Here is a 14,934-nt window from a genome sequence, read left to right on the forward strand (position 1 = left end):
GTACAAATGAATCAACAATAACAGCACATCTTATGCTTTAAATTTCACCCGATTGGAGAACATATATTTTCTGGCTAAATCCTTAAATGTTATTTTATCTTGTGCCGATTCAAAGAAACGTTTAGGGATAATCAGCGCTCTCTGTGTGGACACAAAAAACACAAACAAGTTCGTAGTTTCACCTATCTTATGTATCTCTTCCCACTTCACTTGCCCAGTGCCCGCTTCGGAAAGATAAGATATGCCTTCATCTGAAATCGTATAATTTTGCGGTTGCTGAATTAGGTTATCTGTTTTGAACGCCTTTTTCGATTTTTTGATCAAGCTTGCCTTGGTCATATACCATAAGACAGCGGCAAGAATTATAGCAGTCACAGCCAGGATTGAGATGCTTTGAGTACTGTAATCCTTAGTAATTAATAACAAAATCATAAAGTAAGCGACTACGCTAAAAGAGTTGAGTATAATCCGGCTATTCAAGCTGAACCATAAGTTAAACTCCTGAACGTCTTCACTCTTTAGGACTGTATCTACTTTTATTACATTTTCCATCACTGATCGCTCCCTCGACGCCATGTATATTTTTAAATTCATCTCATTTTAACATGCCTGAACACAAAAAAGGGACATCCCCGAAGCGATTGCTTCTACATGGGTTGTCCCTCTTCAATCCGTAAGGATTCTTATTTCTTTTGTGCAAGACGTTGTTTGAACTTGTCAACACGGCCGCCTTGTTCTGTATCTCTTTGTTTACCAGTGTAAAATGGGTGGGATGCGGAACTTGCGTCCACACGGAGCACTGGGTAAGTGTTGCCGTCTTCCCATTCCATAGTTTCATTGGATGATTTAGTAGATGCACTCAAGAATTTGAAGCCTACGCTTGCATCCAAGAAAATCACTTGGTTGTACTTAGGATGTATGCCTTCTCTCATTCTGATCGTCCTCCTTCTGAATAAATTCGTGGAGCCTTTATGGTAAATTATCCAAATGATCTGTAGGTTTATATATAGAATAACCTAATAAACGTAGGAAAATTCGTAAATCTTACGATTTAGACCACCGCTCCATCATACGCTTATTTAGAGCACAAAGCAACTAATATTCAAATTACTAATTTTTCCATAATCTTTCAAAGCCTACCCATAATGCCGGAGGTTAGAGCGATTTCACCATTCCTCCATCGACTAAAAGAGATTGTCCCGTAACATAAGTATTCGCAAAAGAGCCTAGAAAAACAGCAGCCTTGCCGAATTCTTCGGGCGTGCCCAATCTTCCTAACGGGATTTGCAGCAGCGCTTCCTCTTGAATCTGCTCCATAGGGATCCCCTCTGCTTGTGCACGTTTGCCGTCTAGTTGAAGAATCCGGTCGGTTGCAATACGCCCTGGTGCTATCGTATTAATTAAAATGCGGTCCGCAGCCAGCTCAGTAGCCAAGCTCTTGGTCAAGGCATACACGCCAGCGCGAAAAACATTGGAAAGAATTAACCCCTCAATAGGCTGCTTGATAGAAATCGAGCTTATATTAACGATTCGCCCTGCCCCAGAAGAGCGCAGATGCGGCAGTGATTCACGGATCAAACGAATAGTGCTCATCAGTGTGAGCTCAAACCCCTGGTTCCAATCCGCGTCTTCCATATCAGCGAAACCTCCGCCATGAGGCCCCCCCGCATTGGTCACTACAATATCAAGCCCACCGTTTAGGGCTACAGCCGTTTGAATAGCATGTACGATATCCTCTGGGACAGTCACATCCATCTGAACCATGTTTACCTGCTGTCCTGTGGCTGCCTGAATCTCTTTCTGTGCGTCTACAAGCTGCTCCATACTCCTGCTGGCGATCATTACCTTCGCTCCCTCACGGGCATACTCCAGCGCAGTTGCGAGTCCTAATCCTTTACTTGCTGCGGCTACAAAAACTGATTTCCCACGAAGTCCCAAGTCCATCATTAATGCCTCCTTCTTAATTAAACTCCCAACAGCTAAGACTTAAATTGCCATACTGATAACTTCGGTGCAGCAGCTTCGCCTCTTTCCCTTTATCGCCAGCTCCCATAGCTATTATCAGAGGGATAAAGTGCTCATTAGTCGGCACTGCATCAACGCCATAAGGAGCAAGCTCCTGATAGTTAAATAGCGACTCTGTATCCCAAGCTTCCAACCTGTGCTGCAGCCAGTCATCGAATGTCTCCGCCCATTTCTCGACGTTCTCCATTCCCCACTTCACGCTACGCAAATTATGGACGGTTCCACCGCTGCCAATAATCATAATATCCTGCTCACGCAGCTCAGATAAAGCCTTACCCATTAAATATTGCTGTTCATTGGACAGCTCTCGATTAACTGACAAAGACACGACAGGAATATCTGCATTCGGATAGATTAATTTAAGAATAGCCCAAGCTCCGTGATCTAGTCCACGCTCTGTATTAAATTTGCTGACAATCCCATTCTTGTGGAACAAAGACATAATTTGCTGTGCAACCTCATTGTCCCCTTTGGCAGGATAAGTCATTCGATACATCTCATCTGGGAAGCCATAGAAATCATAGATGGTGTCGAAAGTCTCCATAACTCCAACCGATTGTGTGTGTTCTTCGAAATGTGCAGAAAATACAACAATCGCTTTCGGTTTGACATTCCTCTCAGCGAGCTCCCCAAGAAATTTCGTATATGCATTGTTATCAAGTACCAGAGAAGGAGCACCATGGGCAATAAAGTAAGAAGGTATCATAGTTTATCACTCCCTAAGTTCTGCCGTAACCAAGCGATCAGGTCCTGCTGATTCTGCGGTAATACCCCATGATCCGAAGGATAAGCTTTAAAGGTTAATAATGGGGTTAGACCTTCGAAATAAGCGGCTGTTTCTGTCCCCACTGAAATTGGAAATACAGAATCATATTCACCATGCGAGATGAAGACCGATACCTCCTGCACACTCCTCAGCTCATAATCCGTCTTCACAAACCCCGGAACATAACCGTTCAGCGCCACAATTCCCCGAAGCGAATTCCCCATTGTAAGCGCGAGTGTCATGGACAAAATGGCTCCTTGACTGAAGCCAAGCAGATAACGATGTTTAGCATCTATAGGGTATTTGTCGGTGGCGTATTCGATAAACTGCTGCAATTGCGATACAGCCTGATCAAACTGCTCGCGGATGGGATGACCTAGACTTTTGAGATCATAATATTGAAATCCTGCCCCTAAAATCATATTTCCCCGAATCCCGATAATAATAAACTCTTCAGACAAGGACTCCACAAGCCCGAACATATTCTTCTCATTGGAACCTTTGCCATGCAAGGTGAAGATAACCGGATAAACCCGATTCTCATCGTAACCGGAAGGTAGACTGACATCATATATATAAGGTGCCTTCATACTAAACACTCCTTCAAAATATTTGTAATACAAAAATAATATTTGTAAAGTTAATATTATAAACCACTAGCTAGTATGTCAATTAATAATTTGTTAATATAAAAATATATTTGTTATTACTAATATTAAAAGGAGCTTTACTAATGAATATAGGTTCAAACATTCGTACAATCCGTAAAAGAAAACATATAACGATTGCCCAAATCTGTGAAACTACTGGCCTGTCACAGGGTTTTATGAGCCAGGTTGAGACTAATAAGACCTCTCCCTCGATCGCAACCCTTAGCCTGATTGCGGATGCGCTGAACGTTCCGTTGGCTTATTTGCTGTTAAAAAAGGAAGAGCGGATGCAGGTGGTACGATCCGAGGAGCGGCAAATCACCAGTAGCGGAAGTGATCGACTGCAAGTTGAGCATTTAAGCTCGGCAGGTGGTGTACGAATGGTGCTTGTCCATTTCCCTCCGGGTACTTCTACGGGTGAAACTCCGCAGGCGCACGAAGGCAAAGAGGTCCATTTAGTGATAAAAGGTGAGGTTTATGCGGAGCAAGGTGAAGATTTCGGGATGTTCCAAGCGGGGGATTCCTTTAGCTGGAATGCCTGTGTGCCACATCTGGTCATAAATAAAGGCGATGAGCCGGCAAGCGTGCTCATCGCCATCCATACAGAGGCTGATAGTGAAACCGTTGATTTTTAAGCTGGTCTACACGTCGTACTCCAGCTGTTTTTTGGCCTGAACAATGAAATCCAGCGGATTCTCAATCGTGCCGGCTTGGTATTCGACCGCCCCAATCTTAAGCCCCAGGCTGACCTTATATTTTCTGGAGAAATTATTGTCATTCAACTCCTGAAGCTTGAGCTTAATCCGCTCGATCACAATCTTCGCCCCATCGCTGTCCGTGAACAGCAGCAGGCCCCATGTTGCTTCATCCTTATCTAGCAGATAGAGTGCATCATTGGTACGAATACTCGCCTGACTAAGCTGAGACACGTCATAGATAGCTTCTGCCAGCTGATCTTCAGGAATGATCCGTCTGATCTCTTTCCAATACTTCACCTTCACCACTAGCAGGGTGAGCGGAATCTGATAGCGGGTCGAAATGCTTGTAAATAATGTAGCATCCGTCTGAAAAGAAATACTGTTCCGCAAATTTGTGTTTTCATCGACGATAGCCATATTGGCAGTCTTTTTGCGTAGCTGCTCATTCTCCACCTGCAAATCACGGCTGCTTAAAGTGAATACCCATAGAACGACCGTTAATAGCGGAGTCATAATTAACCAGAAATAAGTATTCAGGCTAATCGTTTCCCCTAGCGTTATCGTCTGGTACATCGTGTAGAATCCGTAAGCAAAGATAAACACCAGATTCAAGACCAGACCGGCAGTGACCGTTGTAAAATACGTAACAATGGCCAGAATAAAAGCCACCGTTAAAATGATAATATTCTGGAGGTAATCATCCGGTGCCCCGGCAATGAAGACGATACAGAGGAACGATAACACCAAGAATGATAAGAGAGCGATGTCTGACACTAAGCTACGATTACGTCTCACGCTTATCACCACGTTTCTTCATGTGTTTGCGAAGCAGCAGGATCAGCGATAGAACCACCAGCGTCAGCACCAGTAAAATCACGATGATAAAACTGAGTACATCCGACCGTTCCATTATTTTCTGGGCCACAGAGTCCTCGGCTGCTCCAGTGATCGTTTTGAAGCGGTGTGCGCTGACATTACCGTCTTTATCAACGATTGCACCATCGCCAAACACCTTCCACTTGTCCCGTTCTGTAGCGAGCAGTTTAGATCCTAAGTAATACTCTTCCGAGCTGACCCCTGTAACCGCGAGCAATGCACGTCCCGCCTCAAATGGCGAATCAATCAGCTGCAGTGTTCCGATTCGTGCGCCGTATTGCTCTTCAATACTCATTTTCTCGTTGGAGCGAATTGTGGTTCCATCTCCGTTATATTGAAAATAAAGCTTAGCATTCTGATCACGGATCACCTTATTATTCTTATAAGCACCAATAGCGATGATATTATTATTTTTCAAATGATCGGCGTTGACGGTATCGGTATAGAACTGGATATTCCCTATATTTCCGCTGGCATATTTACCAAGCAGATTAAAGATATTCGATACACTTAAATAGGCGTAATCATCCATTTGTTCGGGCAGTACAACCGCCACATGATTATAGATCCCATCGCGGATGAACGGATATGGATAGTTATTAAATAAGAGATCCGTGCGATCCTTCGTATTCAGCTGCATTACAGAATCTTTACTGATATAAGCCCATGGCATTTGATCCCGATCGAAAATACATCTGGCTCCTTCGATCTCCAAATCAAAAGCCACTGTCACCGAGAAATTTCCGGAGATATTCAAGTTCTGAGGCACCGAGAGATTAAGAATATCGCCATTCGCCAGTTCCTTAGTCAGCTTCTTACTGCCAATCGGAGTATTGTTGATGCTCACGGTAACCAATGAACGAGTAAAATCCAAATTCTGTGCATAACGGAAATCCAGGCTGATTTTACCGGAATCGGCAATCGAGCGGTTCGCTGGCAATGAAATAAAATACGTCTGCTCCTGATGATGTGCCCCGGTCAGTTTATCACCTGTCTCAGTGAACGTGATGTTAGAGCTAATCGAAAGCGCAGGTGCTGATACTTCTGTAGCATCCGTTACTGTTTTCAGATCACTAGTGATCTGCCCGATCAGCTCTGGATTAGCAATCAAACGACCCGCTTTGATCAGCAAGTTCTCATCCTTCGAGGTTACAACCAAGGTGGGCTGGGTATCCTTATTCACTAGCTGGAGCAGCGCGTGCGTACCCAAATCTTCAGTGGAGCTTAGCTGAGCTTTCAGCCCGCTTGGTACTCTGTCATACATAGCTACCAGTACAACTGCGGCCTTATTCTGCACAGTGTCTGCCCGGTAGGGAAGCAAGGGAATAGTCTTATCATTTAACGTAATCCCCTTAACAAACCCGGAGAGAGCATAAGTGGCTGCTTCCATTTCTGCCGCTGTGCTTTTGTCCGGTACAGTCAGAATACTCTGATTCTTCGTTAAGGTATCTATCCCGGCGAATCGCTCGCTGAAGTCACTGATCCCTCCACTCAAGGGCTTTGCGGTATAAATCACGTTAATACTGGACGTATTGAACAGATGCAGCCAATTATCCGACGTTTCATCGACCGAACAAAAGAGGTCCTCTTGACGATCTGTCTTTAAATAGCCCTGAATGCCCAGCGTATTCGTCCCTTTTTTCAGAAACCCCTTGGGCGCCACAAGGGTCAACAGCTGTTCGCCGTTGTCTTGTAGTGACGGACGAAACGTATAGAACGGGCTGCCGTTTAGCGTTAAGGTAACACTAGAAATCTGCTCTTCGGTAATTTGTGAAATTTGAAAATGCAGTTTGATCTTTACTTGATCCACATTCCAATAATCCAGAACCTCAAAATATTGCTGCTGGGCACTCGAACCTGTTAAGGACGAGTCCGTTCCCGTAAATGAGGTTGTGTAAGTGGACTTATGATCCTGCGGCAACGTCTCTGCGGCAGCAGGATGGATTGGAATTAACAAAAGGGAGAGGCAGGTTAACAGTATAACCAGCTGTTTTTTTATCTTCATGTTCTGTTTCTCCTGTGATTACATTTTTCTCATATGACTTTTTGGTGCCTCGTTAGTAGCGCTCCGTCTTATACCATTTGGCTTCTCTTTTGAAGATGAGGTCTTTCAGATATAGATATAATCCGTTAGCCGCGACAACCATCCACAGCTGGCAATAAGACACATACATCAACATTACAATCCCTAGATTGGACAAGCTCATCTCGCCCTTTTCTGTCGTTAGCGTGATGAAGGTCCCCACAACGAAAAGAATAATAGCGAGCAGCCATAAGAAATTACTAAGACCTGCAATAGTAGTATGCACATAACCCAAAGCATGCAGGATCAGCAGCACATCCGAGGTGATTAACGACAGCAGCAGCAAGAAGTAAATGGATAGAAAATAAAGAATATCGAACCGCACCTTTGCGGCCGATTTATTGAACAGCAGCGGAATATTTTTGACAATGACATAAATATTGCCCTTCGCCCAGCGGGTTCGCTGCTTGAACCAGACCTTCAGGGTCTGTGGTTCCTGCTCCCACGTGACGGATTTCGGCTGGAACTTGATTTGGTAACCCATCATATAAATCCGGAAGCTGATTTCTGTATCCTCGGCTATCGCTTTAACATCCCAACCACCGATGCTTTCCACAATTGACCTGCGCATAATGAAATTGGTTCCCGGAATAGTGCAAAGCTTGAACAGCTTCCAGCGTCCCGCTTGAGCCATCCATTGAAAGGATAAGGTCTCAATATTAATGAACCGGGTCAGTAAACTTGCATCACGATTACGGGTCCGGAACTTCCCAATCACCGCACCGAGGCTGGAATCATGCATGATCTCAGCAACCAGATAACGCAAAGCTGTTTTCTCCGGAGTATTGTCGGCATCATAAATGGCGATTAGCTCCCCTTTACAGCTGGTAAAGCCTATATTCAAGGCATTGGATTTGCCTTTGCCTCCTGTAACTGCATCCGTATTAATGACTACCAGCTGACGCCCCGGATTTCGGGATTGTATGCCCGCAAGCAGCTCGGCACTGTTATCAGAGGAGTTATCATTAATCACAATAATCTCATACCGATCTTGCGGATAATCCAGCGCCAGCAGAGATTCAACCGTCTTACAAATCACTACCCCCTCATTGTGAGCGGGAACCATAATTGAAACAAAAGGATATTCGCCCTCTATCTCTGGTATATCCTCATTTTCGGATTTAATGTAATATAGATAGCCCGCGATAATGAGGGTCACATTCACCAGCAGCAGAGACCAAATACAGATCACCGCAATCACCATCAGCACGTCTGAAATCGTCATAGGGCCCTCCAAATCACGATTAGTTGTCTCATTTCAAAAACTTTCTGCGATATAACCGGTATCCGATCATTAACAATCCGCCAAACAGCAGCAGAGAAATCATGATCACAACAATAAAAAATTGATTCTGAATATTAAAAAGTCGGGTGAAGCTCTTTTGCTGCTCCTCTGTGTAGCGATAATCGCTATCCACTGTTTCCGGTGTATAGTCCAGGCTTAGAGGTTGTCCATTAATATAAATCATTCCATCTAATGAGGAGATTGTGTTCTGATCAGTAACAACCTGATGCTCTTCTTGCTTATAATCGGCAAAAGAAACCCAATTCCGTTCCAGACTTTGCAGCATTTCTTCAAGCTGACGCTCATCCTCGGGCATGTCGACGGTGATTACAGTATCCATCGGCAAATGCGGTATCACTTTATTGGATGTAGGCAAAGCCTGAAGAAATTCCAGCGGAACGCTATATAAAGAGGATGGAAAGGATTTAGAGGTGTCGCTCTGCTCCATATAATCAATCTGTTCATCCGGATATAACACCACGGAATCAAAAAAGCTCATCCCCGCTTCTGAATACTCTTTGTCATAGGACCAATGCATTTCCGCTCCGACTCCAAGCGGCCCAAGCCCGTTTTCGGCCAACAGATTGATGAAATCATTCATCTTTCCTTTAAGCGTATGGTCACTGGAGCTTATCGTTGGCATCACCACTGGGGCATTGACCAGAATGCTTCCATTGTTGGATTGCACACTTTTCATGGCCACTAAATAACGCTGCATGGCCGGATAATCGGTATTGCTGAACACAGGCCGCACACTTGCAAGAAACGGAATCCCCAGTTGATACAGCCGCTCACCCGTTTCTGCCAGCAGTCGCAGATCGGAGAAAGGATAGATTTCTTTGATCGCAAGGTACATTTTAGGAGCAGCAGTGATATGGAGCCAATCCTTCAGAACATACGCCATCCCCAGCGTACTGACATTCCCTTGTTCAAAATATGGGGCATATGTATCATTCCCCTTACTCACAGCGTACGGTGCTTGCAGACCCTCCTCCGCAAAAGAGAGTTGCCCGAAGGATTTGACCGCCTGACTCGCTACAATATAAGGCATATCCTGCACCTTAGCTTGAATTCCGGAGAACTGTCCGATTTCGAGCTCAGCACTCCCGTCATAGATCACATCAGTGGTTAGCTGTAACGCCTTCGTTAGACTAGCGGGTGGGTTGTACCCGATATGCAAATACTGCCCCTGATAATGCTCCCAATCCTCTATGTAGGATTTATTCGTGATCGAAATATCCGCTTCGTTACGGACCATGATCACTCTGGAGTAATTTTTCAGCATCCCCTGCTCGTATTGATCTAGGCTTCGAAGTGTAACCTTTGTCGAGTAAGCTGCCAGCAGACGTTGAAGTTCAGTCACATTTCCATCCTTAGAGGTCCCCTTGGCAAGGCTGTCATAGAGCAGTAAGACTTGTTGTGGCGATGCAGCAGAGTGAACAGGAGTGGCGGGAAGCAATAGGATGGTGAAACTCAGCGTCAGCAGCAATATACAGTATAAGATCCCTCTGCGCTTCAAACACTCACATCCTTTTGAGGCTTTGTAAATGGACTAGACATGGTGGGGCTCTCGTTAACCGGCTTTTTGCGATTTTTGGAGAATCTGCGTCCGATCACACTAGATACTGTCAAAAAGGTCACCAAATCAAAAGATAAAGTGAACAAGAATTCATGCTTGGAAATGTCGGCATCACCGGCACCGATAATCGATACAAAAATGCCTGAAAGACCAATGCCTATCGTAGCGACAATCAATACCATCCGCTGCAATCCTCTAAAATTGCGTGCCTTAATGGCTGTTACAAAGGAAGGCATATACAGACCGATGACAAGCACTGTCCAAAGGAAGATAAAACCTATCGTTCGTGGTGCTAAAGCCTTTTTCAGCTGACTGTATCCAGTAAAAAAGTGACTCTGTGCTCGAAATTCCTTCCCAACAGATTGCTCGTAATTGCCCATCGCCGCTGGTTTGATCGAGAATGCACTTTGAGCAGCTACATTAAGAATCGAGTTAAGCTGATCCGGATTCGATATATAGTATTTAAGGATCGAAACAAATCCGTAACGACTGTAAAAGTTCTCTTGGAGGATCGGCGAATTCACATCAATAGTTCCGTATTTCTCGTAGTAAATGCTATTTTTCAAGATGGCATATTGTTCATCAATATCGAATGACTTCAATGCCTTCTCCGGATCGGAGGAATCCTTCAGCACCCCTCGGGTCATGGCATGGAACTGGTTAATATTCACGAACTCATCCGAGATATTCAAATAAGTGAACACACCTGCGAACAGGATCAAAGCAAGGGAAACCAGAGTCAGAATACGAAAGATCTTATCCCTGCGAATCCAAAGGATTGAACACCCCAGAACCGCAATGATTATACCCACTGGCGCATTTTGCTGTTTGGAAGTAGTCAGGATGATCGTACTGATCAAGAACAGGGCCAGCAGCACATAGTCATTGTATCTTTTTTGATATAACAACAACCAAGCTGCGAACATAGTAATCATCGTGATCATCACGACGCTCTCGCCGTAAAAGGAGTTGAAATAAGCGGTATACCCGGTATCTCCAAATATAAAAATAGCAATACCAGCAGTGACCCATCCCTGCTTGCGGGTCATCCCCCATGTAATTGCCTCTATTAATAAGTAGATCGCCGCAACATATAAAATCGTATAAATAACTGCTTGAAACCGGATATCAAAAACCTCGCTGCTAAAAAACAGCTTATTAAGTCCAATGGCCAGCTGGATAAATAGGGACTGTGAAGAAAATAATGTCGCGCCATTCTCATTAAAATACTGAAAGATTCCATATTGCTTTACAAAATAACCAAAGTATTGCTCGTCATAATCCGGCAGATTGAAATAAATTCCGTTACTATAGATGCTGCGAAAAAAATCACCATTATCCGCCATTCCGACATACGGGGCGGTAAATAAGGCGATGATGGTTATAAGCAACACTCCAACAGCAGTGATAAAAGCCGGGGACAATGGCAACGGTAGGTTAGCGAGTGACATCCCCTGCCTCAGAGGTGATTTCACCGTGTTGTTTATCATGCAGATTCACCTTCGTTACTATAGGTTTAAATTAATAGACATAGGCCAATGATGCCATCAGATTGTCAAAGGAATAGGCTTGGCCACTAGCTACATCGCCGAAGCCTCCATACAGTGAGCTGCCGGCATCGGTTATTCTGAACTCGTTCATTCTTTCAATGCTTTTGCGATAGAGTGCATCGTCTCCGATCTCGGCACCAATCATAGCCGTAATGGCGTAAATGGCTGTTGAGCGAATATCGTTAAGCGGCTTTCCCTCACGCGAATATTGTCCATATAATGTGCCAGCCTCGACCTGCTGCTTGATAAAATTAATGCTGGAGGATTTCTGCTGGTCTACCTCTGCCAAAGCCAGAATAGACAGTAGCGATTCTACTGTATTGATATTCTCCGAACTATAGGTTCCACTCTCATAATTAAACCTTGTTTCATAGAAGGGAAACTCATCTGATAAATATCCATCTTTCAGAATAACGCTCATATTATTCAACAAAAAGTCACGAGATTCTCCAGAAACCGACAATTTTTGCATTGTACCTAAATCAATATAACATAAAGTAACGAATGTGTTGGTTTTTTTGTAATTTTCATCATAGAAGTCATACATATATCCATTTTTTACATTATAGTTATAAAACCTCTCACCATACTTAGCCGCTTCTTCTGTATATTGTTTATCTCTAAACGTATCCCCCGCTTCATAAAGCGCACGAATGATACGTAAGTCATCAACTGCAGCATTCACAGGATATAATTTCTGCTGTTTAGGGCTATATCGGTAGCTAAAACCACCCTTCATATCAAAGGTTTGCTTAGCCAGCGCCCATTCTTCTGCAAATCGCTCTTTCTCACCACTCCGTACGGCTGCCAGCATCCTCAGAGAGGCAGACTCACTTAGAATCTCATGGCCGCTTGCTGCTTCCCCGGATTGCTCTGTTTCAATTAAATTCGTATAAACACCGGACGAGCCGGTAAGCTTCGTAACAATAAATTGCTCTAAAGCATCCAATTCCTGTGAAGGGTCCCCCATATTATTAGCCGAACCCGTAGGATTCGGTGGCTCTGTTGTATGAACATTCGCGGAGGGCGAGGGTGTTGATGCCGGCATTGCTGTTTGCTCGCATGCTGTTAATGCTGTAAAACCTGTAAGTACCACTACAGCAACAGCTATCTCTTTCCTCAAAAAATCACCTCTCTAAGCATCTGCTTATATTGCCTAGTATTATCTATAACGGTAATATACATCACATCCTTAATCCAAATGTTAAATTTATGAAACCATTAGATGAAAAAAAAGAGGCATCCACACGCCTTCTGACGAGCAGATCCTCCTTTTTCTGTCATCTACTTACTTTATTCCATACGTTCCCAAAAACGATGGGCAGTAATGGCTGCAACGAAGCTAGCCGCGAAAACTTCCCCACCATCACCTATTATGACTCCCGGACTGCTTCTATGTTCATCTGTTGCAAGCAGCTCAGCAAGTATTGTCGTCATCGCGATAGGTTTAAAATGTGCATAGGCTTGGTTGAGGAATAACGCTGCATCTTTATGGAATTTCTTGCGTTCCGCATTTCCACCAGCCGCATAAATCGCATCGAAGAGCACCGAATCTGTAGTGGACAAGGTATGGATGACTTCAAGCTCTGTGCCGCTTGAGCCTTTAATAAATCCAAGCTTATCACTGATTAGCTCCGGTTGTATCCCAGCTCCCATAAGCGTGTCCAACACAGGCATTACCGCAGCTTCATCAAAACCATCTCCGATAATCACGCCTACTTTCCGCGTGTTGGGATGTTTTTTCGTATTAGCCTGACTTAAGGCAGGGGAAGCTTGAGTAACCTCGGAACCGCCAACTTCTGGAGCCGCTACTCCAATGGCTTCTGCCACAGGTACAGCAAGCTCGGAGGTAATGTTAGCAAGCATATTTACGACCTGCTGTCGGACCGACTTACTCTTAACCTTTCCAAGCTCAAAAGAATAAGCTTCGATAATATGCAATTGTTCCGGAGGGCTCATACTATTCCAGAATAACTTGGCTTGTGAAAAATGATCCTCAAAGCTTTTACTCCGGCTGCGTACCTTACGGCCCTCAACCTTTTCTTGATAATGCACATAACCGCCTTCAGCCTCTGGGACAGGTCTCGGCGTATTTTGGGCCAGAGAATTATTATGATAACTCACAGTGCCCTGATTAATCGTCTGCCGCCCATATCCGTCACGCTGGTTGTTGTGGAAAGGACACACCGGTCTATTAATCGGCAATTCATGAAAGTTAGGACCCCCAAGCCGAATCAGCTGGGTATCCGTATAAGAGAACAATCTGCCCTGAAGTAGGGGGTCATTGGTGAAATCAATCCCTGGCACTACATGTCCAGGGTGGAAAGCCACCTGCTCCGTTTCGGCAAAAACATTATCCACGTTGCGGTTCAAGGTCATTTTCCCAACGATCTGCACGGGCACGTCTTCCTCTGGCCATAGCTTTGTAGGGTCCAGCACATCGAAATCAAACTTGAATTCGTCTTCTTCACTAAGAAGCTGAATGCCCAGCTCGTATTCCGGAAAGTTGCCGGCTTCAATCGATTCCCATAGATCACGGCGGTGAAAGTCAGGGTCCGCTCCAGATATTTTCTGTGCTTCGTCCCACACCAAAGAATGTACACCAAGTACTGGTTTCCAATGGAATTTAACAAAATGCGCTTTCCCCTGTTCATTGATCAGACGGAAGGTGTGAACTCCAAACCCTTCCATCATCCGGAAGCTTCGCGGAATGGCGCGGTCAGACATCAGCCACATCGCCATATGGGCCGATTCCTGATTATTGGCGATGAAATCCCAGAAGGTATCATGGGCTGATGCTGCCTGAGGCATTTCATTATGCGGCTCCGGCTTAAGCGCATGCACTAAATCAGGGAACTTAATCGCATCCTGTATAAAAAAGACCGGCATATTATTGCCTACCAAATCATAATTGCCTTCTTCGGTATAAAATTTGGTCGAGAAGCCCCGGGCATCCCGCACAGTTTCGGCTGAACCCCGTGATCCTGCTACCGTTGAGAACCGGACAAACACCGGGGTCTTCACGGACGGATCTTGAAGGAATTTCGCCTTCGTATATTCTTTCAACGATTTATATACTTCAAACTCCCCGTGGGCGGCAAATCCGCGTGCATGCACGATCCGCTCAGGAATCCGCTCGTGATCAAAATGGGTCATTTTTTCCCGAAAATGAAAATCCTCCAGCAAGGTTGGCCCCCGGTCACCGGCTTTTAGGGAGAACTCATCCTCGGACACTTTCAATCCCTGATTGGTTGTTAAAGCGTGACCTTCGTCCTTACTGCGAAACTGTTCCAGTTGCTCATTTTTGCTATTTCCGTTCACTTTTTGCTGTTCACTCATTAACAATGGCTCCTTCCGAAAGGTAGAGTAACGATAATATTCATCTCTTACCCTTAAGGAAGGAACGGCAAACAAAAAGAAGC

General features: G+C 44.6%; 13 protein-coding genes. 1 reads left to right on the forward strand and 12 read right to left on the reverse strand.

The features are described from left to right. Positions 1 to 30 precede the first annotated feature (30 nt). From MHB56_RS13400 to MHB56_RS13420, 5 genes are all read right to left on the reverse strand, one after another. Positions 31 to 552, reverse strand: a complete 522-nt coding sequence (locus MHB56_RS13400) for a YcxB family protein (RefSeq protein ID WP_076124082.1) — start codon at positions 550 to 552, stop codon at positions 31 to 33. A gap of 131 nt (positions 553 to 683) precedes the next feature. After that, positions 684 to 932: a type B 50S ribosomal protein L31 gene (locus tag MHB56_RS13405; RefSeq protein ID WP_036682161.1), complete on the reverse strand. Its 249-nt coding sequence runs from the start codon at positions 930 to 932 to the stop codon at positions 684 to 686. 223 nt (positions 933 to 1,155) lie between these two features. Then, positions 1,156 to 1,944, reverse strand: a complete 789-nt coding sequence (locus tag MHB56_RS13410; protein ID WP_076181913.1) for an SDR family oxidoreductase — start codon at positions 1,942 to 1,944, stop codon at positions 1,156 to 1,158. Between the two features lie 16 nt (positions 1,945 to 1,960). Then, the gene (locus tag MHB56_RS13415; RefSeq protein WP_280753201.1) at positions 1,961 to 2,731 is read right to left on the reverse strand and encodes a DODA-type extradiol aromatic ring-opening family dioxygenase; all 771 of its coding nucleotides are present in this window, start codon (positions 2,729 to 2,731) and stop codon (positions 1,961 to 1,963) included. After that, entirely contained in the window at positions 2,728 to 3,381 is a 654-nt protein-coding gene (locus MHB56_RS13420; RefSeq protein WP_341143658.1) for an alpha/beta hydrolase, read from the reverse strand. The genes MHB56_RS13415 and MHB56_RS13420 overlap by 4 nt, the downstream gene beginning before the upstream one ends. A gap of 143 nt (positions 3,382 to 3,524) precedes the next feature. On the opposite strand from MHB56_RS13420, the gene MHB56_RS13425 reads away from it, so the two are divergent. After that, positions 3,525 to 4,076 (forward strand): helix-turn-helix domain-containing protein, encoded by a 552-nt coding sequence (locus tag MHB56_RS13425; RefSeq protein ID WP_076099730.1) that lies wholly within the window; start codon positions 3,525 to 3,527, stop codon positions 4,074 to 4,076. A 6-nt stretch (positions 4,077 to 4,082) separates the two neighbouring features. Here the strand turns inward: MHB56_RS13425 and MHB56_RS13430 are convergent, their stop codons facing one another. The 7 genes from MHB56_RS13430 to MHB56_RS13460 all read right to left on the reverse strand — a co-directional run bounded on the left by MHB56_RS13430 (position 4,083) and on the right by MHB56_RS13460 (position 14,851). Beyond that, positions 4,083 to 4,934 (reverse strand): diguanylate cyclase domain-containing protein, encoded by an 852-nt coding sequence (locus tag MHB56_RS13430; protein ID WP_036682174.1) that lies wholly within the window; start codon positions 4,932 to 4,934, stop codon positions 4,083 to 4,085. After that, the gene (locus MHB56_RS13435; RefSeq protein WP_341143659.1) at positions 4,924 to 7,020 is read right to left on the reverse strand and encodes a cellulose biosynthesis cyclic di-GMP-binding regulatory protein BcsB; all 2,097 of its coding nucleotides are present in this window, start codon (positions 7,018 to 7,020) and stop codon (positions 4,924 to 4,926) included. The genes MHB56_RS13430 and MHB56_RS13435 overlap by 11 nt, the downstream gene beginning before the upstream one ends. Positions 7,021 to 7,072: 52 nt before the next feature. Then, positions 7,073 to 8,323: a glycosyltransferase family 2 protein gene (locus MHB56_RS13440; protein ID WP_036682179.1), complete on the reverse strand. Its 1,251-nt coding sequence runs from the start codon at positions 8,321 to 8,323 to the stop codon at positions 7,073 to 7,075. 28 nt (positions 8,324 to 8,351) lie between these two features. After that, a complete protein-coding gene (locus tag MHB56_RS13445; protein WP_341143660.1) occupies positions 8,352 to 9,902 on the reverse strand; it encodes a hypothetical protein in 1,551 nt (516 codons plus the stop codon). Continuing rightward, positions 9,899 to 11,452: a glycan biosynthesis hexose transferase WsfD gene (gene wsfD, locus MHB56_RS13450; protein ID WP_341143661.1), complete on the reverse strand. Its 1,554-nt coding sequence runs from the start codon at positions 11,450 to 11,452 to the stop codon at positions 9,899 to 9,901. Before wsfD ends, MHB56_RS13445 begins: the two co-directional genes overlap by 4 nt. Before the next feature lie 31 nt (positions 11,453 to 11,483). Next, the gene (locus MHB56_RS13455) at positions 11,484 to 12,635 is read right to left on the reverse strand and encodes a glycosyl hydrolase family 8 (protein ID WP_341143662.1); all 1,152 of its coding nucleotides are present in this window, start codon (positions 12,633 to 12,635) and stop codon (positions 11,484 to 11,486) included. A 170-nt stretch (positions 12,636 to 12,805) separates the two neighbouring features. Continuing rightward, a complete protein-coding gene (locus tag MHB56_RS13460; protein WP_076218254.1) occupies positions 12,806 to 14,851 on the reverse strand; it encodes a catalase in 2,046 nt (681 codons plus the stop codon). Positions 14,852 to 14,934: the final 83 nt, after the last annotated feature.

The sequence above is a fragment of the Paenibacillus sp. FSL H8-0315 genome, from assembly GCF_038005365.1.
GTDB lineage: Bacteria > Bacillota > Bacilli > Paenibacillales > Paenibacillaceae > Paenibacillus_AQ > Paenibacillus_AQ odorifer.